Source organism: Methylobacterium sp. J-077 (genome assembly GCF_022829365.1).
GTDB lineage: Bacteria > Pseudomonadota > Alphaproteobacteria > Rhizobiales > Beijerinckiaceae > Methylobacterium.
On record NZ_JAKSYJ010000160.1, the window covers coordinates 44,382 to 66,889 of the forward strand.

Annotated in this window: 24 protein-coding genes and 1 tRNA gene; 15 read left to right on the plus strand and 10 right to left on the minus strand. The window is 66.6% G+C overall.

The genetic code is table 11. The features are described 5' to 3' along the window. Positions 1–252: 252 nt before the first annotated feature. Positions 253–1,047: a DUF1236 domain-containing protein gene (locus tag MKL11_RS19650; RefSeq protein ID WP_243946558.1), complete on the minus strand. Its 795-nt coding sequence runs from the start codon at positions 1,045–1,047 to the stop codon at positions 253–255. 239 nt (positions 1,048–1,286) lie between these two features. On the opposite strand from MKL11_RS19650, the gene MKL11_RS19655 reads away from it, so the two are divergent. From MKL11_RS19655 to MKL11_RS19665, 3 genes are all read left to right on the plus strand, one after another. Next, positions 1,287–2,651: an MFS family transporter gene (locus MKL11_RS19655; protein ID WP_243946560.1), complete on the plus strand. Its 1,365-nt coding sequence runs from the start codon at positions 1,287–1,289 to the stop codon at positions 2,649–2,651. Positions 2,652–2,743: 92 nt separating this feature from the next. After that, positions 2,744–3,913, plus strand: coding sequence for an alpha/beta hydrolase (locus MKL11_RS19660; RefSeq protein WP_243946562.1), 1,170 nt, complete (start codon positions 2,744–2,746; stop codon positions 3,911–3,913). Positions 3,914–3,968: 55 nt separating this feature from the next. Beyond that, a complete protein-coding gene (locus tag MKL11_RS19665; protein ID WP_050734557.1) occupies positions 3,969–4,250 on the plus strand; it encodes a DUF2312 domain-containing protein in 282 nt (93 codons plus the stop codon). A gap of 40 nt (positions 4,251–4,290) precedes the next feature. Here MKL11_RS19665 and MKL11_RS19670 read toward each other — a convergent pair whose 3' ends face one another. Further along, positions 4,291–5,280 carry a phosphoribosylaminoimidazolesuccinocarboxamide synthase gene (locus MKL11_RS19670; RefSeq protein ID WP_243946564.1) on the minus strand — a complete coding sequence of 330 codons (990 nt, stop codon included), beginning with the start codon at positions 5,278–5,280 and terminating at the stop codon, positions 4,291–4,293. 493 nt (positions 5,281–5,773) lie between these two features. Between MKL11_RS19670 and MKL11_RS19675 the strand changes: the two genes are divergently transcribed. Next, positions 5,774–6,526 carry a Crp/Fnr family transcriptional regulator gene (locus tag MKL11_RS19675; protein ID WP_243946604.1) on the plus strand — a complete coding sequence of 251 codons (753 nt, stop codon included), beginning with the start codon at positions 5,774–5,776 and terminating at the stop codon, positions 6,524–6,526. A 15-nt stretch (positions 6,527–6,541) separates the two neighbouring features. On the opposite strand, the gene MKL11_RS19680 is transcribed toward MKL11_RS19675, so the two are convergent. From MKL11_RS19680 to MKL11_RS19705, 6 genes are all read right to left on the minus strand, one after another. After that, a complete protein-coding gene (locus MKL11_RS19680; protein WP_243946567.1) occupies positions 6,542–7,159 on the minus strand; it encodes a PAS domain-containing protein in 618 nt (205 codons plus the stop codon). A gap of 282 nt (positions 7,160–7,441) precedes the next feature. Next, positions 7,442–7,651, minus strand: coding sequence for a hypothetical protein (locus MKL11_RS19685; protein WP_243946569.1), 210 nt, complete (start codon positions 7,649–7,651; stop codon positions 7,442–7,444). Between the two features lie 133 nt (positions 7,652–7,784). Next, positions 7,785–8,834 (minus strand): ketopantoate reductase family protein, encoded by a 1,050-nt coding sequence (locus tag MKL11_RS19690; RefSeq protein ID WP_243946571.1) that lies wholly within the window; start codon positions 8,832–8,834, stop codon positions 7,785–7,787. Between the two features lie 497 nt (positions 8,835–9,331). Then, a tRNA-Phe gene (locus MKL11_RS19695) sits at positions 9,332–9,407 on the minus strand. Positions 9,408–9,513: 106 nt separating this feature from the next. Further along, complete coding sequence (locus tag MKL11_RS19700) at positions 9,514–9,696, minus strand: DNA gyrase inhibitor YacG (RefSeq protein WP_409565882.1); 183 nt, start codon at positions 9,694–9,696, stop codon at positions 9,514–9,516. 11 nt (positions 9,697–9,707) lie between these two features. After that, positions 9,708–10,361 (minus strand): Maf-like protein, encoded by a 654-nt coding sequence (locus MKL11_RS19705; RefSeq protein ID WP_243946576.1) that lies wholly within the window; start codon positions 10,359–10,361, stop codon positions 9,708–9,710. A gap of 481 nt (positions 10,362–10,842) precedes the next feature. Between MKL11_RS19705 and MKL11_RS19710 the strand changes: the two genes are divergently transcribed. The 11 genes from MKL11_RS19710 (at position 10,843) to MKL11_RS19760 (ending at position 21,517) form a co-directional block, all read left to right on the plus strand. Beyond that, positions 10,843–11,052, plus strand: a complete 210-nt coding sequence (locus tag MKL11_RS19710) for a hypothetical protein (protein ID WP_243946578.1) — start codon at positions 10,843–10,845, stop codon at positions 11,050–11,052. Between the two features lie 161 nt (positions 11,053–11,213). Continuing rightward, a complete protein-coding gene (locus MKL11_RS19715; RefSeq protein ID WP_243946580.1) occupies positions 11,214–11,459 on the plus strand; it encodes a hypothetical protein in 246 nt (81 codons plus the stop codon). Between the two features lie 271 nt (positions 11,460–11,730). Then, positions 11,731–12,939 carry a polyhydroxyalkanoate depolymerase gene (locus tag MKL11_RS19720; RefSeq protein ID WP_243946582.1) on the plus strand — a complete coding sequence of 403 codons (1,209 nt, stop codon included), beginning with the start codon at positions 11,731–11,733 and terminating at the stop codon, positions 12,937–12,939. A gap of 168 nt (positions 12,940–13,107) precedes the next feature. Then, on the plus strand, positions 13,108–13,884 hold the full coding sequence (locus MKL11_RS19725) for a class I SAM-dependent methyltransferase (RefSeq protein ID WP_243946584.1): 777 nt from the start codon (positions 13,108–13,110) through the stop codon (positions 13,882–13,884). A 139-nt stretch (positions 13,885–14,023) separates the two neighbouring features. Beyond that, positions 14,024–16,660, plus strand: a complete 2,637-nt coding sequence (locus MKL11_RS19730; protein ID WP_243946586.1) for a TIGR02302 family protein — start codon at positions 14,024–14,026, stop codon at positions 16,658–16,660. Positions 16,661–16,800: 140 nt separating this feature from the next. Continuing rightward, positions 16,801–16,986, plus strand: coding sequence for a twin transmembrane helix small protein (locus MKL11_RS19735; protein ID WP_243946588.1), 186 nt, complete (start codon positions 16,801–16,803; stop codon positions 16,984–16,986). A 176-nt stretch (positions 16,987–17,162) separates the two neighbouring features. Next, complete coding sequence (locus MKL11_RS19740) at positions 17,163–17,789, plus strand: acyloxyacyl hydrolase (RefSeq protein ID WP_243946590.1); 627 nt, start codon at positions 17,163–17,165, stop codon at positions 17,787–17,789. A gap of 110 nt (positions 17,790–17,899) precedes the next feature. Beyond that, positions 17,900–18,472, plus strand: a complete 573-nt coding sequence (locus tag MKL11_RS19745; RefSeq protein WP_243946592.1) for a cob(I)yrinic acid a,c-diamide adenosyltransferase — start codon at positions 17,900–17,902, stop codon at positions 18,470–18,472. A gap of 197 nt (positions 18,473–18,669) precedes the next feature. Then, positions 18,670–19,419 carry an electron transfer flavoprotein subunit beta/FixA family protein gene (locus MKL11_RS19750; protein WP_243946594.1) on the plus strand — a complete coding sequence of 250 codons (750 nt, stop codon included), beginning with the start codon at positions 18,670–18,672 and terminating at the stop codon, positions 19,417–19,419. A 73-nt stretch (positions 19,420–19,492) separates the two neighbouring features. Further along, positions 19,493–20,446: an electron transfer flavoprotein subunit alpha/FixB family protein gene (locus MKL11_RS19755; protein WP_243946596.1), complete on the plus strand. Its 954-nt coding sequence runs from the start codon at positions 19,493–19,495 to the stop codon at positions 20,444–20,446. A 189-nt stretch (positions 20,447–20,635) separates the two neighbouring features. Next, on the plus strand, positions 20,636–21,517 hold the full coding sequence (locus tag MKL11_RS19760) for a 3-hydroxybutyryl-CoA dehydrogenase (protein ID WP_243946614.1): 882 nt from the start codon (positions 20,636–20,638) through the stop codon (positions 21,515–21,517). Positions 21,518–21,577: 60 nt separating this feature from the next. On the opposite strand, the gene MKL11_RS19765 is transcribed toward MKL11_RS19760, so the two are convergent. Continuing rightward, positions 21,578–21,883: a hypothetical protein gene (locus tag MKL11_RS19765; protein WP_243946598.1), complete on the minus strand. Its 306-nt coding sequence runs from the start codon at positions 21,881–21,883 to the stop codon at positions 21,578–21,580. A 98-nt stretch (positions 21,884–21,981) separates the two neighbouring features. After that, positions 21,982–22,508 (minus strand): zinc-binding dehydrogenase (locus MKL11_RS19770; protein ID WP_243946600.1); only part of this gene is annotated, 527 nt, incomplete at its 5' end.

Consider the following 22,508-nt stretch of genomic DNA (forward strand, 5'->3'; position numbering starts at 1 on the left):
GCAACGGTGCCCATCGCTGCTCACTGGATCGCGCATCACCTGCACTGGACGATCGATCGACCGTCAAGTTGTCGCAGAAAAAACTCCCAAACGCATCCGCTGCCCGACAAATCTTTCCACGTTTCAGTCTGCGCTCTTGTCTTGCCGCGATCCGCCTGGCGCCGGAAGGATCATGGGATTGTCTTGAACGTAGCGATGGGTTCCCTGACCGCCGCACCGCCTCTTGAGGAGGCGCGGCGGTCCGCTTCAGGATCAGGCCGGGATCACGTCGACGATCTCGTAGGTGTCGGGATCGATGATCACGATGTCGTCGCGCACCAGGATGAAATCGTAGCCCTCGTATTCCGGCACGATCTCGACGATCGACGGCGGCAGACGGTGCAGGCTGACCGAGCGCGGGATCGCGGTGCCGATCGCCAGCCCGAACGCCACGTCGCGGAGCGGCGAGACGCCGAGACGGGTGATCGAACCGCGGAACTCCGAGCGCTGGCGGGTGTCGAGCCGGTTGACCGCGCCGCGGGCGGAACCGCCGGCGCGGGCACCCCGGGCACCATCACGACCACCCCGATCGCCGCGATCACCCGCCGCGCCGCGATCGCCGCGCTGGCCGGGGCCGGTCTCTTCACGCCCGCCTCGATCGCCGCGCTGGCCCGGACCGGTCTCGTCGCGACCGCCGCGCTGCTCGGCCGGGCCGCCGTCACGCCCGCCCCTTTCGGCGGCACCGGGATTGCCACCCGGCCCGTTCCTGTCGGCACCGCCGGCCGGTCCGGGCCGGCCGGGACCCTCGGCACCGCGCGAGGCCGGACCGCCGGGCTCGACGCCACCGCCGCGCATCCCGCCGCCCTCGGCTCCGCCGGCACCGCCGCGCATGCCACCGCCGCCGGCGCCGCCCGGCCCTGCGCCGCCGCCGCCTGCCGGTCCAGCACCGCCGCCGGGGCCGCCGGCGCCCGGACCGCCGCCTCCGCCCGGGCCGCCCTGCGCGAAGGCCGTCGCCGCGCCGGCGATGAGGATGGCGACCGCCACCGTGTCCCTGAAGATCCGCGTCATGGCATTTCGTCCCGTTGTGGTTGAGGCGCCCTCGGCACCCGTGCCGGCCCGCAACGGGGTCCCGCGCGAAACCGTTCCGTCCCGGGCCGCCATCGACGCCGATGAGACATGACACAGGCGGCAGCTGTCCCGACCAAAGTCCGATCACGGACTTGCGATCACGGTCATCGCCTGTAACGTCGCGGTTATCGAAGAATAGGCCGGCTGTTACCGGCTACGGGTGATGAGACGGAGACGCCATGTCCGCCTTGAGGGACGATACGATCGGTATCGCGCCGAGCGCCGCCGACGGCGCGGCCGACCGCCGCCGTCGGATCTGGGCGATCGTCGGCTCGTCCTCGGGCAATCTGGTCGAGTGGTACGACTTCTACTGCTACGCGTTCTTCGCGCTCTACTTCGCGCCCGCCTTCTTCCCGAAGGGCGATTCCACGAGCCAGCTCCTCCAGACCGCAGGTATCTTCGCGGTGGGCTTCTTCATGCGGCCTGTGGGCGGCTGGCTGTTCGGGCGCATCGCCGACCGGGTCGGACGCCGGACCTCGATGGTCGTGTCGGTGCTGATGATGTGCTTCGGCTCGCTGCTGATCGGCATCCTGCCGACCTACGAGCATGTCGGCACCCTGGCGCCGGTGCTGCTGCTGCTCGCCCGCATGCTCCAGGGCCTGTCGGTGGGCGGCGAGTACGGCACCTCGGCGACCTACATGAGCGAGGTGGCGATCAAGGGGAAGCGGGGATTCTTCGCTTCGTTCCAGTACGTCACGCTGATCGGCGGCCAGTTGCTCGCCTCGCTGGTCCTAGTGCTGCTCCAGACCGTGATGACCGCGCCGGAGCTATCCGCCTGGGGCTGGCGCATCCCGTTCTTCATCGGCGCCGGGCTGGCGGTGGTGGCTCTCTATCTCCGGCGCTCGCTCGCCGAAACCAAGGAAGCCGGCGACAAGGAGAGTGCCGGCACCTTCGCTGAGCTGTTCAAGCACTGGCGAGCGTTCTGTGTCGTCCTAGCCTACACGGCCGGCGGGTCCTTGAGCTTCTACACGTTCACGACCTACATGCAAAAATACTTGGTCAACACCGCCGGCATGCCGAAGACGTCGGCGTCGCAGGTGATGACCGTGGTGCTGTTCGTCTACATGGCGATCCAGCCCCTGTTCGGCGCGCTCTCCGACAGGATCGGCCGCAAGACCAACATGCTGCTCTACAGCGGCCTCGGCACGCTCATGGTGGTGCCGCTGATGACGGCTCTGGGGACCAACAAGGATCCCTACCTCGCCTTCGCGCTGATCACCCTCGGCCTGGCCGTGGTGTCGTTCTACACGGGCATCAGCGGCATCGTGAAAGCCGAGCTGTTCCCCACCAACGTGCGGGCGCTGGGGGTCGGCCTATCCTACGCCCTCGCCAACGCCCTGTTCGGCGGCACCGCCGAGTTCGTCGCCCTGTGGTTCAAGGACAACGGCATGGAGAGCACGTTCTTCTGGTACGTCACCGTGCTGATGGCGGTGGCCTTCGTGGGCTCGCTGATCATGCCGAACCCGAAGGTGCACGGCTATCTCGACGGCGCGGGCACCGTGGAGGAGGCGCTCGGGAAAAAGCGCCGCTTCGCCCACGCCTGAAACCCGCAGACCGGGAGTTCGGGTGGACCGCCTGGTATTTTGTCGCTGATATACTCTCAGGCGGACGCGTCAGACGTCCGCGGGAGGATATCATGCTCAAGATAGCCGCTGCCGGCGCGCTGACGCTGTTCTACCTCGGGGTTGGCTTCGCCCAGGCTGACGATTTCGGGCCGTTCAAGCCGACCCAGCCTTCCGGCTACTTCTTCGTCGACGGCCGCTACGAGACTGCGAACGGCCGGACCACCGCCCTCGGGCAGATGTTCGTCGAATACCGCGCCCCGGCGCGGATCACGCAGCCCTATCCGGTGGTTATGGTCCATGGCACGGCGCAGACCGGGACCAACTTCCTCGGCACGCCCGACGGGCGGCCGGGCTGGGCCGACCGCTTCGCCGCCAAGGGTTTTGCGGTCTACGTGGTCGATCAGGTCGGGCGTGGCCGCTCGGGCGGCGACGCGGAGACGTACGGCCCCTATGCGCGCCTACCCGCAGAGGATCTGGAGACGGTCTTCACCGGGCAGGAACGCTCGGCGCTCTACCCGCAGGCAAGGATGCACACGCAATGGCCGGGCGGGCCAGGCCTGCGCGGCAACGCCGCCTTCGATCAGTTCTACCGCTCGCAGGTCCCCTACATCGCGAGCGCCTTAAAGAGCGAGGAGCTGGTCGACCCGGCGCTGATCGCGCTCCTGGAAAAAATCGGTCCGGCGATTGTCCTGACCCATTCGCAGGCCGGCGTGTTCGGCTGGGCGGTCTCGGACCAGCGGCCCGACCTCGTGAAGGCGCATGTCGCCGTCGAGCCGAACGGGCCGACGTTCTTCGACATCCGGTTCAAGGGCGGCACCGATTGGTACGAGCGGGTCGGCGACGCCCGGGCCCGCCCCTACGGGATCACCCGGGTGCCGCTGCATTTCGAGCCGCCGGTGAGCGGCCCGACCGACCTGACCGTGGTCCAGGCCGAGCGCGCGACTGCTCCGGACCGGATCCGCTGCTGGCTGCAGGCGGATCCCGCCCGCGCCCTGCCGAACCTCGCCAAGGTGCCGGCCGTGATCGTCACCGCGGAGGCCTCGTTCCGGGCTACCATGGACGATTGCACGGCGGCCTTCCTCACGCAGGCGGGCGCCAAGCCGGACCGGCTGGTGCTGGCCGATCACGGCATCCACGGCAACGGCCACATGATGATGCTGGAATCGAACAGCGATCTGGTAGCCGACGCGATCGTCGGATGGATCGAGACGCGGATCGGCGCCGGCGCAGCCCGGCCTTAACCCCCTGCTTACCCTCTGCCGCGAGGGTACGGCCCGTCATACGACGAGGCTTTGCATGACCGACATGACCGACACCGTGGGCGTCGCGGGCGACCGCATCCGCTCGATCATCGAGCGCGTGGAGCGGCTGGAGGAGGAGATCAAGGACCTGATGGAGGCGAAGAAGGAGATCTTCGCAGAAGCCAAGGGCGAGGGCCTAGACGTCAAGATCCTCAAGGAAATCCTGAAGATCCGCAAGCAGGACAAGGACGAGCGCGACGAGCACGAGACGCTGCTCGACGTCTACCTGCGCGCGATGGATGCGCCCGCCCCGGCCCCGATCAAGGCGGCCGCCTGACGGTATGGGAGGGGACGGCGCACCGCGTGCCGTCCCGCCCTCAGACGATCGGGTTGTCCGCCAGGTAGACGGCGATGTTACGGTGGACGCGTTCGAGCGGCGCCTCGTTCGAGTCGGGCAGCATGAAGCGCGCCCCGGTGATTGTCTCGTAAGCGCGGATGTAGACCGCAGCGGTCTCCAAGATGATTTCCGCCGGGATCTCGGGGATCGGATCCTTGTAGGGATCGCAGCGGGCCACGACCCAGTTTCGCACGAAGTCCTTGTCGAAGCTTTCCGGGGCTGAACCCGATGCGAAGCGTTCGGGGTAGCTCTCTGCGAACCAGTAGCGGCTGCTGTCCGGGGTATGGATCTCGTCGGCGAGAACGATACGGCCCGCCGGGTCGGTGCCGAACTCGTATTTCGTGTCGGCCAGGATCAGCCCGCGCTCGGCTGCCAGGTCTTGCCCGCGGGCGAACAGGGCCAGGGCCGCCTCGGAGACGGTTTGCCACTGCTCCGGGCTGAGCAGGTTGCGCTGCAGGATCTCGGCTTCCGTCAGCGGCTCGTCATGGCCCCCGTCGAACGCCTTGGTCGTGGGCGTGATGATCGCCTCCGGCAGGCGCTGGTTCGGACGCATCCCGTCCGGGAAGCGATGCCCGTACATCTCCCGCTCGCCGGCCCGGTAGCGCGTGAGCACCGAGGTTGAAGTCGTGCCCGCGAGGTAGCCGCGCACGACCACCTCCACGGGCAAAATCTCGAGACGCCGGCCGACCACCACGTTCGGGTCCGGATAGGCCAGGACGTGGTTCGAGCAGAGATCGGCGGTGCGCTCGAACCAGTAGCGCGCCGTCTGCGTGAGCACCTGCCCCTTGAACGGGATCGCGGCGAGCGCCCGGTCGAAGGCGCTGATCCGGTCCGAGGTGATCAGGATGCGCCGCCCGTCCGGCAGGTCGTAATTGTCCCGGACCTTGCCGCGGTAATGGTTCGGCAGTTCGGGCAGGGTCGCCTCGCGCAGGACCTGATGGGCGTGCGGGGCGAGATCTGCCGTGTTCATCGAAGGGTTCCGTGGGGCTGCACGGCGATCGCGCCGTCCGCCGTGTGTGCGCGGACGGGACTGAGATTTCCAGCCCCCGTCGCTTCTCACATCACCGACGGCCGCACGATCGAGGCTATCGGACATGATGTCGACGATCTCAGCCTCGGAACGCGGCGTCGCTGCGTCCGGCCATGTCATCGGCACGAACCATCTTTGTCGGATTGCGCTTTTGCTCGTGGCACCAGAAAAGCCCTGCCCCTAAGGGCAATGTCATCGATAATCGATCAACCCTACGATGTTTTTAGCCGACGCATATGCGGGTGATCCGTGTTGCGGCTTACAATCGAGATCTCAGTCAAAATGAGACTCTATCCAGTTCCGATTTTTGAATGGCAGTCTTCCCTCTATGGCTAAGGTGAAGTCCTGCTGCTATGCCCTGCCCAACTCAGCCCGCGAGTATGAACGCTGATGGCAGCGAGACCGCGTGTGCTCGCCGGCCAGCGGAGGCGCGATGACGGGATCTCTGCAGCAGACCAGCAAACATCCCTTCGTTCGCAAGATCGACAGCATCGCCCTCTTCACCCTCACGGACGACGAGCGGACCGCGCTCCACGCTCTGCCCATGCAGATGGCGCAGTTCGAAGCCTATCAGGATATCGTGCGCGAGGGAGACCGGCCCGCGCGCTGCTTCGCCCTGCTCGAAGGTATCGCCTGCACCTACAAGGCCACGCAGGCCGGCAAGCGTCAGGTGATGGCCTACCACGTCGCCGGTGATGTGCCGGACGTGCAGAGCCTGCACCTCAAGGTCCTCGACATCAGCATCGGTACCGTCGGCCCGTGCAAAATCGGGTTCGTGCAGCACGACGCGGTCCGGGCACTTCTGCGGGCTTTTCCGAGGCTGGGTGACGCCCTGTGGCGCGCGACGCTGATCGACGCTGCCCTGGTTCGCGAGTGGATGCTCAACACCGGTCGCCGGGATGCCTATGCCCGCATGGCCCATCTCTTCTGCGAACTGATCACGCGTCTGGGCGTCGTCGGTCTCGCTCCCGACCGGAGCTGTGACCTGCCGATGACGCAGCCCGAACTGGCGGATGCCCTCGGGATCACGCCGGTTCATGTCAACCGCACGATCCGTGACCTCAAGACCGCCGGATTGGTGACGCTGCGCAGCCGGCGCCTGACGGTTCACGACTGGGAGGGTCTGCAGCATGCGGCCGAGTTCGACCCAACCTACCTGCACCTGACTGATTCGGACCCGGCTTGATGCCCGTGACCCCGCTCAGTTCATCTGCGCGCGACGGGTATGCCGTTCCTGTTCTGCAAGCTTGCGTCCCAGGTCGAGCAGAAGCGCGTCGGCCCGGGCCTTGAGGGCCGGATCCTGCAGTTCGCAGATCGCCCGATGGGCCGCCATGGCGAAATCCGCCGCCCGCTCCAGCGGCGGCTCCGCCTCATGGAGCGCGGCCGGGTAGAGAGCGCCGGCGGCACCCGCGCTTTTCCGCACGTCCGTGATATCGACGATGATCCCGCGGCCGCTGACCGGCTGCCCCCGATGGTCGGACAAGAAGCGGCCCCGGCCGAGCACCCACCGGGTGATGCCGTCAGCTGAGCAGACTCGGTATTCGATCGCGTAGAGATCACCGTCGCGGCTGCGCTGACGGATGAGGGCCAGCACGCGGTCCCGATCTTCCGGATGAATGCCGGCCACGAAGGCCGCGAGCGGCAGCCCCGCTTCGGCGGCTTCCGGATCGACATTGAACAGCAGCGCCACGAACATATCGGCTCGGATAAAATCCGAAGCACCGTCCCAGAACCAGTTGCCGATCACATCGAGCGCGTCGAGTGCCCCCTGGAAAGCCGTCGAGAAACTCTGGTATACAAAAAGCTTGGATTTGGGCATCGCAAGGTTTGGTTCCGAACCGGAATCTAACCATGTCTAGTCGATCGTTTCACAACTTCAAGGGGAAATAAGACTCATAAGATCAACCGTTGCGTGTTTGTAACGGTTTATGCGCGAGGACTTCCGGCTCGCTTTGCGGAGATCGAGCCGTTAATCCGGCGCGGGGGGCAGGATCAGTCGCCGATGCGGTCGCCAGACTCACTGCGACGGTGCTGGTCCGGACTCGATCCGCGATCGCCCCATCATCGAATGCTGCGATGTTCCGGTCGGTCCTGCCTGCCGTCAACCGGTTCCGGCGCTCCGTCGTGCCAGCCGTTCGGCCTCGTCCCGCCAGGAGTCGCGCTCGGCCTGGACCGCCTCGATCCGGGCGTGCAGATGGCCGGCATCAATCGCCGTCTCCATCAGCATGTCCTGGGCGGAGGCGAGTTGCGCGCGCAACTCCGCATTCTCGGTGGCCAGCGCCAGGAGGAGAGCGGCCACGTCATCGCCCATCCATGCGCCTCGCCGCCCGCGTCCGAGCAGGCGCATCTACCTGGGCCGGGCGCCGGCTACAACCGTACCCGGCAAACCTTCGCGCGGCCCTGGTGGCGCCGGACGTGCTTCGCGCGCGCGGCGCTGGGCCCGGTCATCCCTCGATCACCCGCTCATCGAGCTTCCGGTCGACGATCTGGACCGTGCGGTCGATCTCGGCATCGGGGGTGCCGAGCTGGTGCGAGATCAGCTTCACCAGCAGGTCGACGCGCTCGATGAACGGTGTGCCGTTCGCCACCGCCCGGGCGGCCGAGGACGGCTTGAGCAGGCTCTCGGCGGCCTTGGCGTATTTCTCGAACGGCACCTGATCCTGTGGGTCTGCGCCCAGCTTTCGGGCGATGCCGTCGACGTGCTCGTAGATCGCGCGGGACTTGGCGAGATCGCCATGCACCGCGTCGCGGATCGATTGCGGCTCCTGGGGGGTGATGCAGCGGTAGTTGCCGGTGAGCAGCATCGACCATTTCGCCAGCGGGACGAACAGCGAGTCGAACACCTTGAGCTTCACCGGGACGTCTTGGCCGTCGAGACGCACGGCGTCGATATCGGCCTCCAGTTCGCGCAGCAGCCGGTTGTGAGCCTCGTCGGCGAAGGTCGCGGCCTTGAAGTTGGTGGGCAGTCCGACATGAAGAACGTTCGCGCCCTCGTCCGGCGGACGGAATGCCTGCGGATCGGGGGAGCAGAGGGAGACGAGGCCCGGCTCGAAGCGATCCCAGACGCCGGCATTGGTGTAGGCGTCCTCAAGGTCCATCGCGGCCAGGGCCGGAATTCGCTTCAGATACGGCAGGGGTGGCATGTTCATGATCGAGAGGCACGGTAGCTTGGCCGCCGCGATCTTGATCATCAGGACCCGGATCGTGTGGTTGTTGTATTGCGGCTCCTGCATGGCGAGGCCGACCAGGTCGTAGCGTGATGGGTCGATCTCTTCCGGCGGGGCGGCGTCCAGGGTGCCGGGCAGGTCGCGCGACTGGATCGCGCGGTGGTTCGGCTCATCCCGCAGCTTGATGCGGACTTCGGTCCCATCCTGATTGATCAAATCGGCGGTCTTCCGGCGGCAGACCAGCGTCACGTTGTGCCCGGCCATCAGCAGCTTGGTCGCCAGCAGGGAGCCGTACGAGGCTCCCAGGATCAGGATGTTGCGCGGCATGCTTCCACTCCCAAGCTATGTCTTTGTCGTATGCCGGGGCGAGCCCGTATGGCGTACGGGTTCAGGCTTTCCGCAAGCCGGGTCCGGCCCTGTGCCCGGCAGCGTAGCGAAGCTTGTTCTGGGATGCCACCAGCTTGGTATACCAAAAAATTTGACTGCGCCGGTGATCAGCATTTTCGAGCGCCGACGCTCTCAGCGAGGAACGTCGCTGGATTGGGATCGGTACGTGGCTGCAGAATGGCCTGCGAGCGAGGCCTGTTGCGAGCCGTGGAATTCCAGGCAGACGTGGCCAGGCACGATCGACAGGGCAGCCAGCCGACGGACTGCGCTCAAGCTGCAGGTTCTGGAGCGGATGATCGGGACGGCACCACGCTCGACGGTGAGTCGCTAGGAGCGCTGGATCGACCTCAAGGCCCACCATCGGCCGTCACGGGCCGCAAGGCTCAAAGCTGCGTCGGAGAGGTTTTATCAGCACCATCTCCCGCTCAGCGGGAGGATGGTGCCCAGGGGCGGAATCGAACCACCGACACTGCGATTTTCAGTCGCATGCTCTACCAACTGAGCTACCTGGGCGTCGCCCGCGCCACCGTGGGCCCCGGACGCCGCGGGGTATAGTCAGGCGTTTGGGGCTTGTCCAGCCTTGCCGTGACATCGGCGTGACGCGGATGCCGGAAAAATTTCAGCGCTCCGGATCGGGCTCCGGCGGTGGCGCGTCGGGATCGAGGTCCTCGGGAATCGCATAGCGCTCGTTCAGCCAGCGGCCGAGATCGACATCGGCGCAGCGCTGCGAGCAGAATGGGCGGAATTCTTCCACCTCGGGGCGCCGACAGATCGGGCAGGCCGGGCGACGCTCTCGGCGAATAGGCAACTCCATCATGCGAGGCTGCCCCAGGCGGCCCGGACCGGATAGCCCTCGCCGTCGAGCAGGCTCATGGTCTCGTAAAGCGGCAGGCCGACCACGGCGCTATACGAGCCGACCAGCTTCACCACGAAAGCGCCGGCCAGGCCCTGGATCGCGTAGCCGCCCGCCTTCCCGCGCCACTCGCCCGAGGCGAGATAGCCCTGGATGTCGCGGCCGGAGAGACGCTTGAAGCGCACGCGGGTCTCGACGATCCGCTCCCGCCGTCCGTTCGGCGACATCAGGCAGATCGCCGTGAACACCCTATGCGGCCGTCCGGAAAGGAGGCGCAGGCAATCGGCGGCCTCGTCCGGCCCCTCGGCCTTGGGGAGGACGCGGCGGCCGACCGCCACCACCGTGTCGGCCGCGAGGAGCCAAGTCGGCACCTTACGGTCCTGATGGTGGAGCGCAGCCTCCGCGGCCGAGAGCTTGGTGCGTGCGAGGCGCCGGGCCAACTCGCGCGGCGGCTCGGCCTTGCGCGGCGTCTCGTCGATGTCGGCGGGCAGAAGCGAATCCGGCTCGATGCCGATCTGCTGCAGCAGCGCCAGGCGGCGCGGCGAGCCGGAGGCGAGCACGAACCGGGTGGCCGGCCCCTGCGCCGGGCCGATCGCTTCAGGTGTGGCGTCCATGATGTTCCGCTCGCACGTTAGGCCTGGAGCGCTCGCCGCCGAAGTGGAGACCGGGTTCGGCGCCGGCGAGCGCATTCTATCAAGGACTTGGAGCCGAACCCGGTCGCGACGCGATCGGGTTCGGCTCGAGAGCGATACCGGTCGGACGAGCCCGCGCCGCAACGCGGAGGGGCGGCGTATCCCCCTTCCGCCGGGACCGTCTCGATCTCTCCCGCCTGATAAGGGATGGTGTCGGGCTTGTGAACCGGACCGATCGGCCCCGGTTGCGGCCCGCGATGAAACGCTTTCTCGGCACGGCGAGCACGAAGACAAGAATCTTTCGGGCTGGGGACACGTCAGAACAACGCCGGCCGATGAATGTCTCAGGCTCGTAGGCTTTAATTGATAGGCTCAAGATGACGCGAAGGTTTCGCACGGACTCGTAACCGATCATTAACCACACAAGGCGGAGAGTGCCGGCATCGAAACGGGGTCGATACCGATGCTGAACGCCGATCCGCTCCTGGCACGCCCGAAACTCGTCCATGCGGCTCTGCTCGCCCGGGCCCTCGACGGCCTCCGGCCGCAGGTCAGCTCGTCGGCGGAGATGTGGCAGGTGCTCACCGACCATTACGTCGTCGATCTGGACGATGTCGCGGCTCTTCTCCCGGCGGTCGAGCCGGAGACGCAGTGGCTTTCGACACGGGACTGACTCGTCGACATCAACGTCGTTTGCAATATTCGAGGCGGCTGGCACGCCGCATGCTTTGAATCTTCGGAACAGGCGAGGAAACACCCAGGCAACGACAACGCGGCGGCTCGGACGCCAGAGCACCCCGCGGACCTTTCGATCCATTGATGCCGAGGTCCGTCATGTCCGAATTGCTGTCCGTTGCCCTGGTCTGTGCCGGTACCCTGCTGGCGCAGGATTGCTCCCGCGATACCGCCCTCGACATCATGATCGCGCCGGCGCACTCGCCGATGGAGTGTCTGATGCACGCGCAGGCCATGGCGGCCCAGGCGGGCCTGCCCGGCGGCGGCGACCGGTACCTCAAGATCGCCTGCGAGCATCGCCGGTCCGAGGGCCAGCCCGGCTCGATCGTCCGCCGCGCCTCATGAAGCGGGCAGACCGTCCCCTGGGGCAGGATGTTTCACTGGAACCCTGCCCGACCCGGCACCGACCGCGTGGTGCCGTCCGCGTTTAGAATTGATGCATCAAAGACACGACCCTCGCTTTCCTGTGGGCCTCCACCTTTTGGACAGTTGCGGCCTCACGGCCGCCGACCCATCCTGCCCGGCCATGCTGATGCATCTCCCCTCCCGGCATCCGCCCAAGTTTGCCGTCCCGATCGCCCGCGTGCCGGGCCGGGCGCCCGCGAGTGCCCGCCCGATGTTGTACGATGCGTTCGACCTGCAGACCGACCTCGCCGCCCAAACCCGGGCCTGGGGTCGGATGTTGAACGACGCGTGGTCGCCCTGGATCCGCTGGAGCGAGCCAGCCCGGTGGATGTCCGCCAATGCCCGCATGATGATGCGCGCCGGCCTGACCTTCGCGCGGCCCGCCTACGGGATCGACACGGTCACCGTCGGTAACCGGAGCGTGCCGGTCAGCGAGGAAGCGGTCACGGTCACGCCGTTCGGCACACTGCTGCACTTCAAGAAAGACATCCACACCGAGCAGCCCAAGGTGCTGATGGTCGCGCCGCTGTCGGGCCATTTCGCCACGCTGCTGCGCGCGACCGTGCGCACGATGCTTCCCGACCATGACGTGTACATCACCGACTGGCACAACGCCCGGGACATCCCCCTGTCGGCGGGCCGTTTCGGCTTCGACGAGTACGTCGCCCACCTGATCCAATTCCTTCAGACCATAGGCGAGGGTTCGCACGTGGTCGCCGTCTGCCAGCCGACCGTGCAGGCGCTCGTCGCCGTCGCCGCGATGGCGCAAGCCAAGGACGCCGCGGCCCCGCGCAGCATGACCCTTATGGCCGGCCCGGTGGATTGCCGGATCAACCCGACCGGCGTGAACGAGCTCGCGACCTCGAAGCCGATCGAGTGGTTCGAGAAGAACCTGATCGCCACAGTCCCGGCCCGACACAAGGGTGCCGGCCGCAAGGTCTATCCGGGCTTCGTGCAGGTCTCTGCATTCATGTCGATGAACACCAAGCGCCACATCCAGGGCCATAACGACTTGTTCTGGCACATGGCCAACGGCGAGGAGGCCAAGGCCGAGGCGATCGAGACGTTCTACGACGAGTATTTCGCCGTCCTCGACCTCGCGGCCGAGTTCTACCTGGAGACGGTCAAGACCGTGTTCCAGGATTATTCCCTTGCCAAGAACGAGCTGAGCTATCGCGGCGAGCCGATCGATCTGGGATCGATCCGACGCACGGCGCTGATGACCGTGGAAGGCGAGCGCGACGACATCTGCGCGCCCGGCCAGACCATGGCGGCTCACGACCTCTGTACCGGGCTCGCCCCGTACATGCGGACGCACCACCTCCAGGCCGGCGTCGGCCATTACGGCGTCTTCGCCGGAAAGCGCTGGGAGACACAGATCTACCCGCAGGTGCGCAACTTCATCCAGGCGCATAACTGAAGGTCGACATCACCAGACCAAGCACGTGTTAGCCCAACTCGTTGGTTCCTACAGACCTGACTGATGCGCCAGGTCTTTTAAGTGGGACGCAAGCTCTGAGCAGCCTTCATTGATTAGCCACCTCCTCGGGGCGTCTTTTTTCGGCGCGCAAAGAGAGGACGTGTCGTCATGCGCACATCGCGCAGAGCGAAATACGAGCGCTTCCGAACCGCTCTACAAGCGCCATTTGATCGGGATCCCGGCGGAACGTTTCCAATATTCACTACGGATCGACATTTCGATCTACGCGATTATGACTCCGAGAGCGCCAATCACGAAGTCGAAATGTTCGTGAATCTCGTTCAAGCTTGTCCCGACGAGTTGTTTCTCGATCTGGGCTGTGGCTATCGCGAACGCACCTTCGAGAACTGTCTTTATCTCGAAGTTTATCCCTCGCGTTCGGCAGACCTGATCGTCGAGCCGAACTGTCTTTACCCGATCCGATCGGGCACACTCGCCGGGATCGGCTGTTTCGCTGTTCTTGAGCACACGCGCAAGCCCTGGCTTGTCGTCCAGGAAATCGCGCGTATGCTCAAGCCGGGCGGCCAAGTTTTCATTGATTGGCCGTTTCTTCAGCCGGTTCATGGCTATCCGTCGCACTACTTCAACGCGACCCGCGAGGGATTGGTCAGCCTCTTCGAGGACAACGGCTTCAAGACCGACATGTCTTTTACGGGCGCCCACCAGACGGCGGCTTACACGATCCAGTGGATCCTTGGACGCTTCGCCCATCATCTCACCGACCCGCGGCTGCGCCACGAATTCGCGTGCATGACGGTTAGCGACCTGGTCGCGATGGATCAGCAGAATCCCCTGTGGTGGAAGTTCCTGAACGCGCTTCCGCCAGAGGCGTTTTCGGAACTCGCCTGCGGCAACATGTTGGTGGCGACCAAGGCGGCCGCGTAGCGAACGGCAGGGCACGCAACATCGCGCCGATTTGACCCGCCGACCGGCGCGGCCCACCATGCTAGCCTCTGGTTGTCGGAGCCACGGATCTCCCCGGTTGGCTGCGATCTAATCCTTTGGCGTAGGCGGAACGGTCGGCGTGAACGACAGGGACGGCTTCGACAGCACGCCCGGCACCGGGACGGGACAGGCGGTTGCCGCTCGCCTCGACCGGCTCGTGGCCCAGGCCCGGGCGGCTTCCCTGTGGGAACAGGCTTGGCCGGTGGTGTGGCGCGGGCTCGGCGTCCTGCTGCTGTTCCTCGTTCTGTCCTGGGGCGGCCTGTGGCTCGATCTCGCGCCGCTCTGGCGGCAGATCGGCCTCGCCGTTCTGGCCCTCCTGCTGGTCGTCGCGCTCCTGCCCTTGGTGCATCTCGCGCGGCCGGATCGCCGGGTCGCCCTGGCCAGGCTCGATCGAGAGGCGGCCGCTCGCGATCCGGCCCTGCGCCACGGTCCGGCCTCGGCGGCGCAGGATTCGCTGGCGGTCGGCGCCGCGGATCCGGGCAGTCGGACCCTTTGGGCCCTGCATCAGCGCCGGGCCGCCCAAGCGGTCGCTTCCCTTAAGGTCGGGTTGCCGCGCCCCGGCATGACCCGGCGAGATCCCTACGCCCTGCGGGCCGGGATCGTGGTCGCGGCGGTCGCCAGCCTGTTCGTGGCCGGCCCCGAATGGCGCGAGCGGATCGGAGCCGCATTCGACTGGCACGAGCCGGTCGCCCCGGGGCCGAATTTCCGCGTCGACGGCTGGATCGATCCGCCGCTCTACACGAGGCTGCCGCCGCTCCTGATCGCCATGGATGGCAGCGATCAGCACCTGCGCGCACCGATCAACGCGCAGCTGATCGTGCGGATCGCCGGTCAGGGCAAGGCGGCGGCAAACACCACCCTGACGCCGAATGCCGGGCTCATCCCAATCCCCGGGCAAGAGGAGCGGCCGGATCTGCGCGAGGAGCGCTACCGCATCGCCGGCGGCGCCGAGCTGGTCATCGTCACCCCGGCCGGGCGCCAGCGCCTGACCGTCGAGGCGATCCCAGACCGGCCGCCCGAGGTGACCGCTGTGGGCGGCCCGGAGGTCAACGGCCGCGGCACCTTCAACCTCACCTATCGCGCCAAGGACGATTACGGGATCAGTTCCGCCGAGGGTGTGATCGAACCTCTGAAAGCCGGTCGCTCGCTGGCGCCGATCCCGCGGATCAACCTGGCGCTGCCGGCCGACGCCTCGGGCGAGACCGACATCAAGACACTGGTCGACCTCACCGACAGCCCATGGTCCGGCGCGCGGGTGCGCTACCAGATTGTTGTCAAGGACGAAGCCGGCCAGGAGGGGCGCACGGCGCCTGCCGAGATCACGCTCCCGGCCCGGCCGTTCCGCGATCCCCTGGCGCGGGCGCTCGCCGAGGATCGCCGCCGCCTCGTCACGGCGCCTGATTCCGACCGTCTCTGGGTGCAGGGCGCCCTCGACGCGCTGCTCGTCGCGCCAGACCTGTTCACGCCGCAGCCCGCGGTCTTCCTCGGCTTGAAGACAGCGACGGAGCGCCTGCGACGGGCGAAGACCGATGCCGACCTGATCGATGTCGCAGATCTCCTGTGGGAGATGGCCCTGAAGATCGAGGACGGCGACCTGTCGGATGCCGAGAAGCAGCTTCGGCAGGCGCAGGACCGCCTGAAAGAGGCGATCGAGCGCAGCGCCCCCGACGATGAGATCAAGCGCCTGACGCAAGACCTCAAGCAGGCCCTCGACAAGTTTCTGTCGCAGATGGCGGAGAAGCAGAGCCGCCAGCCTCGCGATCCGAGCGACAACGGTCGGAACAACCAGCAGTCCAAGACGGTCACGCCCGAAGATCTCGACAAGATGATCCAGGACATGGCCGAGGCAATGAAGCGCGGCGACACGGCCGAAGCGCAGCGCCTGATGGAACAGCTGCGCAACATCTTGGAGAACCTGCAAACCGCGGAGAAGGGCGGGAAATCCGATCAGGCCAGCCGCGAGATGCAGAAGCAGATGCGCGACCTCGACGCCATGGCGCGCGAGCAGCAGGGCCTCCGCGACGAGACCTTCAAGGACGGGCAGGCACCCTCCAGCGGCCAGCAACGGCCGTCGAATCGCGGTCAGCAGCAGGGCAACCGCGGACAGCAGGGTCAGGGCAAGCAAAGTCAGGGGCAGCAGGGTCAGGGTCAGAAAGGCCAAGGCCAACAGGGCCAAGGCCAGCAGGGCCAGGGACAGCAGGGCCAGGGCGAGCAGGGGAATGTCGGCGATCGCCAGCAGGCGCTGCGCCAGCGGCTGGAGGATTTGGAGCAGCGCATGAAGGAAAACGGCATGCGCGGCGAACAGGGTCTTTCCGACGCGGAGGACGCCATGCGCGAGGCCGAGAACGCCCTGAAGCAAGGCGATGCCGACGAGGCCGTCGACGCTCAGGGTCGCGCGCTCGAAGGACTCCAGAAGGGCGCCGAGGGCATGGCGCAGCAGATGCAGGACATGGCCGAGGGCCAGGGCGAAGGCCAGCAGGAGGGTGGCCAGCAGCCGGGGCAGCAAGGCCAGGCGGGTGCTCGCGACGACGACCCGCTCGGGCGCCCGACCAAGGGCCGCGACATGAGCGACGGCCGCGTCCGGGTCCCGACCGCCGACGAATCTGCCGTCCAGCGCGCCCGCCGGATCATGGAAGAGCTGCGGCGCAAGCTCGGCGACCCTACAAGGCCGCGGGAGGAACTCGACTATTTCGAGCGCCTGCTCCGGCGCAACTGAGCGTGCGTCCTATCTCGACCTCGTGACACACCCATAGGCGCCGAACCGGTCTTTCCGTGACGGCGCGTCAAACGCCCATCGTCTCGTCTAGCGGCGGCGCGCCGGATCACGGTGCCCGTCGGGTTTGGATCCCCGTCGTCATGTCGTCTAACCTGCTCGTCTTCGCTGCCTGCGCGGCGGTCGCCGTCATCCTACTGTTCGGCCTCGCCAACATGATGCGGGGCGGCAGCGCCAACCTCTCGCAGAAGCTGATGCGCCTGCGGGTGCTGCTGCAGTTCGTGGCGATCCTGGTCATCATGGGCGTCGTCTGGTGGCGCTCGGCCTGAGCGCTGCCCGATCGCAGCAGGAGTCAGCAGCCATTCCTCGGGGCGACGCCTCAGTGTGACCGAGCCGCCGCACCGCGCGCCTTTCGCGGAGGAGCGGGATGAATTGGCCCCGGCCCAAGCAGCCCCCGTGCTACGCTCGGCGGAGCCAGATCGCCAAGCCTAACCGGCCGAGCCCCATGATTGTCGCCTTCCGCACCTGCGTTGCCAGCCTCATCATCGGTGCGGCGATCCTTCCGGCCTTCGCGGCCGATGCGCCTCCGCTGCCAGCGGTCTACGCGGCGCCCGCCCAACCGCTCAGCATCGTCTCGGAGGTGCGGATCGGCGGTGCCGTGCAGGATCCCGGCAGTGCCGAGGGCAAACTTCCGGGCTTCAGCAAGGCCAATGTCAACGGCGAAATCCTGTTCGCCAAGCCACAGATCAGCGCCGACCCGTTCTGGCAGGCCTTCGTGCCGCGCCCGACGGCAGGCGGCAGCTACAACACCGGCGGCCGGACCAGCTACGCCTATCTCGGCGCAACCTGGACCGTCGAAGTCTTCCCCGAGACTCTGGGCCGCCGGGTCTTCCTCGATGGCTTCTTCGGCGGTGCCGCCCATAACGGCTATACCGGACCCAAGGCTGAGACGCCCTACGGCTTCAACACGCTGGGCTGCTCGCCGATGTTCCGCGAGGCTGCGGCGCTCGGCTATCGCCTGACCGAGCATTGGAGCGTGATGGCCACGGTCGAGCACATGTCGAATGCCGGCCTCTGCGCGAACAATCGCGGGCTGACCAATTTCGGCGGCAAGCTCGGCTACACGTTCTAAACCCGCCCAATTGCGCCGCGGTCGGAACGGCTCTACGCCCTGCTTTTCACGGGCTCGTGGACGCCGGACCGGTATTCGGTCGGCGGCGAGCGCTTCGAGGCGCGGGTTTCTTGGTCAAGCTCAACCGGATCTACACACGCACCGGCGACAAGGGCACCACCGCGCTGGCGGATGGGCAGCGCCGGTCGAAGGCCGATCTGCGGGTCGAGACCTACGGCACCGTCGACGAGACCAATGCGTGCATCGGCATGGTCCGTCTGCACACCGAAGGGCCCCTCGATGCGATGCTTGGGGCGATCCAGAACGACCTGTTCGATCTCGGCGCCGACCTTGCCACCCCGCCGAGCCCGGAGCCCCTGCCCTACGAGCCCTTGCGAATCGTCGCCAGCCAGGTAGAGCGCCTGGAGCGCGATATTGACGCCCTCAACGCGACCATCCCGCCGCTGAAATCCTTCGTGCTGCCCGGCGGATCGCCAGCCTCGGCAGCTCTACATCTCGCCCGCACCATCTGCCGGCGCGCCGAGCGCCTGGCGGTGAGCCTCGCCGACCGGGAGGGTGAGGCGGTCTCGCCCGAAGCCATGCAATATCTGAACCGCCTCTCGGATTTCTTGTTCGTGGCGAGCCGCACCGCGAATGCCGACGGAGCCGATGACGTGCTGTGGGTGCCGGGCGCTAATCGCTGACCCGAAACGCGCCCGGTCGACACGGCCCCGATAACCAAATCACTCCGGCAAAGCCTTTTCCGGACGCCGCGTTGACAAGGCGGAAATGTGGCCGTTACGGTCCGCGCGCTTTGCGTGCCTGCCCAGCCTGAGCGCCGAACGCGTGAGGGCCAGGCGGGTCCGACGACAAGAATCCCCGGGGAAGGATCGAGACCGCCATGAAGGTGCTGGTGCCCGTCAAGCGGGTGGTGGACTACAACGTCAAGATCCGCGTGAAAGCCGATGGCTCCGGGGTCGAGCTCGCCAACGTCAAGATGTCGATGAACCCCTTCGACGAGATTGCCGTCGAGGAGGCGATCCGTCTCAAGGAGAAGGGCACCGTCACCGAAATCGTCGCCGTGTCGATCGGCCCGCAGCAGGCGCAGGAGACACTGCGCACGGCTCTCGCCATGGGCGCCGACCGGGCGATCCTGGTCAAGACTGACGTGCATTGCGAGCCGTTGGCGGTGGCCAAGCTCCTGAAGGCCGTGGTCGAGAAGGAGACGCCTCAGCTGGTGATCCTCGGTAAGCAGGCGATCGACGACGATTCGAACCAGACCGGCCAGATGCTCGGCGCTCTGCTCGGCTGGCCGCAGGGCACCTTCGCGTACAAGATCGAGGCCGGCGACGGCAGCCTCGAGGTGACCCGCGAAGTAGATGGCGGGCTCCAGACCGTGAGCCTGAAGCTTCCGGCGATCGTCACGACCGATCTGCGTCTGAACGAGCCGCGCTATGCGAGCTTGCCCAACATCATGAAGGCCAAGAAGAAGCCGCTCGAAGAGCTGGCACCCGAAGGCCTCGGCGTCGACGTGACCCCGCGGCTCAAGGTTCTGAAGACTGCCGAACCGCCGGGACGATCGGCCGGCGTCAAGGTCGGGTCCGCGGCCGAACTCGTGCAGAAGCTCAAGGTCGAAGCCGGCGTCATCTAACTTTTCCGGAGCTGGGCCGCGTTCCCGTCGAGACGGTCGAGCGCGGCCAGCTGCAACCGAGGTTCACGCGCACATGACGACTCTCCTCTTCGTCGAGCACGGCAACGGTCAGATCAAGGACGGCACGCTGAAGGCGCTGACCGCCGCCAAGGGTATCGGCGCGCCGGTCCACGCCCTCGTGCTGGGCAGCAATTCGAAGGCCGTGGCCGAGGCGGCGGGCAAGCTCGACGGCGTCGAGAAGGTCCTGAATTCCGAGGATTCGGTCTACGATCACGATCTCGCCGAGCCGGTTGCGGCCCTGATAGCGTCGATCGCCGGGCCCTACGACATCGTCATCGCCTCGGCCTCGACCACGGGCAAGAACGTGCTGCCGCGGGTGGCCGCCCTGCTCGACGTCGCGCAGGTCTCCGACATCATCAAGGTCGTAGCGCCCGACACGTTCGAGCGGCCGATCTACGCCGGCAACGCCATCCAGACCGTGCAGATCCCCGCCGGCAAGACCGTGATCACCGTCCGTACCGCGGCGTTCAAGGCGGCCGAGGAGGGCGGCGCGGCGGCCCCCGTCGAGGCCGTCTCCGCGGCGGCGCCTGAGGCCGGCGGCTCGACCTTCAAGGGCGAGGAAATCGCCAAGTCCGACCGGCCGGAACTGGCCTCGGCCCGGATCATCGTGTCCGGTGGCCGCTCGCTCGGCTCCTCGGAGAAGTTCCACGAACTGATCGAGCCGTTGGCCGATGCCCTGGGTGCCGCGGTCGGTGCCTCGCGTGCGGCGGTCGATGCCGGCTACGCGCCGAACGACTGGCAGGTCGGACAGACTGGCAAGGTCGTGGCGCCGGACCTCTACGTCGCGGTCGGCATCTCCGGGGCGATCCAGCACCTTGCGGGCATGAAAGATTCGAAGGTCATCGTCGCGATCAACAAGGACGAGGACGCGCCGATCTTCCAGGTCGCGGATTACGGGCTCGTCGGTGACCTATTCCAAGTTGTGCCGGATCTGCGCACCGAGCTTGGCAAGGCGAAGGGTCAGTAACAGCATCGCGCGCCCGGTTAGGTTCACCGGGCGAGCATTGTCGCAACGCGGGTATCCGCGGGTTCCTTCTGCGAACAAGAATGGTCTAGAAGTCTGAGACGATCCGTTCTCGTGCGGGCTGCGGCGTTGGCGCAGCTCACCCGTCGGGCAGTCGCGCAGCAACGTGCGTATGGGGGCACAGGTCGACAGATGGACATGGAGATCAAGCGGGTCGGCATCATCGGCGCGGGCCAGATGGGGAGCGGCATCGCGCAGGTCTGCGCCACCGCCGGTCTCGACGTGTTGCTGAACGACCGCGATTCGGCTCGCCTCGAGAACGGGCTCGGGTCGATCGACGGCGGGCTTGCGCGACTCGTCTCGAAGGGAACCATCGGCGAGGGCGAGAGCCGGGAGATTCGGGCACGCATCAAGCCGGCCCATGGCTTCGCCGATCTCGGGCCCGCCGATCTCGTCATTGAGGCCGCCACCGAGAACGAGGCGACCAAACGCGAAATTTTCTCCACCCTCTGCGCGTCGCTTCGTCCCGACGCGATCGTGGCGACGAACACGTCGTCGATCTCGATCACCCGGCTCGCTGCGGCGACGGACCGGCCGGAGCGGTTTATCGGCATCCACTTCATGAACCCGGTGCCGGTGATGCAGCTGGTGGAGCTGATCCGCGGCATCGCAACGGAAGATTCCACCTACGAGTCGGCCAAGGCATTTATCGCCAAGCTCGGCAAGATCTCGACGATGTCGGAGGATTTTCCGGCCTTCATCGTCAACCGGATCCTGCTGCCGATGATCAACGAGGCGATTTACACGCTCTACGAGGGTGTCGGATCAGTCGAGTCCATCGACACCGCTATGAAGCTCGGCGCGAACCATCCAATGGGCCCGCTGCAACTGGCGGATTTCATCGGGCTGGATACCTGCCTCTCGGTGATGCAGGTGCTCTACGAGGGGCTGGCCGATTCGAAGTACCGCCCCTGCCCGCTGTTGGTGAAGTATGTCGAAGCCGGCTGGCTCGGCCGGAAGGCCAAGCGCGGCTTTTACGACTATCGCGGGCCGACGCCGATTCCGACCCGCTGACGCTCCGACGCGGATTGATCGCTAGGGGGACAGCGCCGGGCGCCGCCCCAGATCAAAAAATCACTTCGCCGCGCCGCCGTTCGCGTTGGGCTGAGCCGGCTGCGGGTAGGACGGGTTGCCGCTAGGGACTGCCGTGCTGTTCGACGGCGATGCGACAGCGGACTGGCCGTTGACCGAGCCAGTCACTTCACGGCGCGACGCGTCCTGGCTCTGGCTGGCGTAGTCCTTCGGCGAATTCGCTCCGTTCCAGGTTAGCAGGCCGACGGTCGCGATCGCCAGCAAGACGAGGCTCCCGACCAAGACCCACAGCACGGGCTTGCCGCGTTCGCCCTGACGGCTCTCCTGTGGGTTAAGTTTCTCGGCCATTTCCAATTCCTCCCGCCCGAACGCGACGCGCGCGACACGATTTCGTTACCGGCCGCCAACGCGGCGTCGGCGAGGCGGGTTCCTGCTGATCGCTGAGGTCAGCGGCCGGTGGTGAGCAGGATCTTGCCGAGGTGGGTGCTGGATTCCATCAGCTCGTGGGCTTTCTGCGCCTGCTCCAGCGGGAAGGTCGCGTGCGTGACCGACCGCATCCGCCCGGCATCCAGTTCCGGCCAGACATCCTTGCGCAAGCCCTCGGCAATCGCGGCCTTGTCGGCCTTCAGGCGCGGCCGCAGGGTCGACCCCGTGAAGGTCAGGCGGTTGCGCATGATCGGGGTGATGTTCAGGCCGTCGACCTTGTAGCCGCCCATCAGTGCGATCATCACGAGACGGCCGTCCGGCGCCAGCGACTTGAGATTGCGGGCGAGGTAGCTCGCGCCGATCATGTCGAGGATCACGTCGACGCCGCGCCCATCGGTCAGGCGCTTGATCTCCTCGGCGAAGTCGGCCTGCTTGTAGTCGATCGCCGCATCGGCCCCGAGCTCCTCGCAGAACTTGCACTTCTCGGCCGAGCCCGCAGTGGCGAAGACCTTGGCGCCGACATGCTTGGCGATCTGGATCGCGGTGG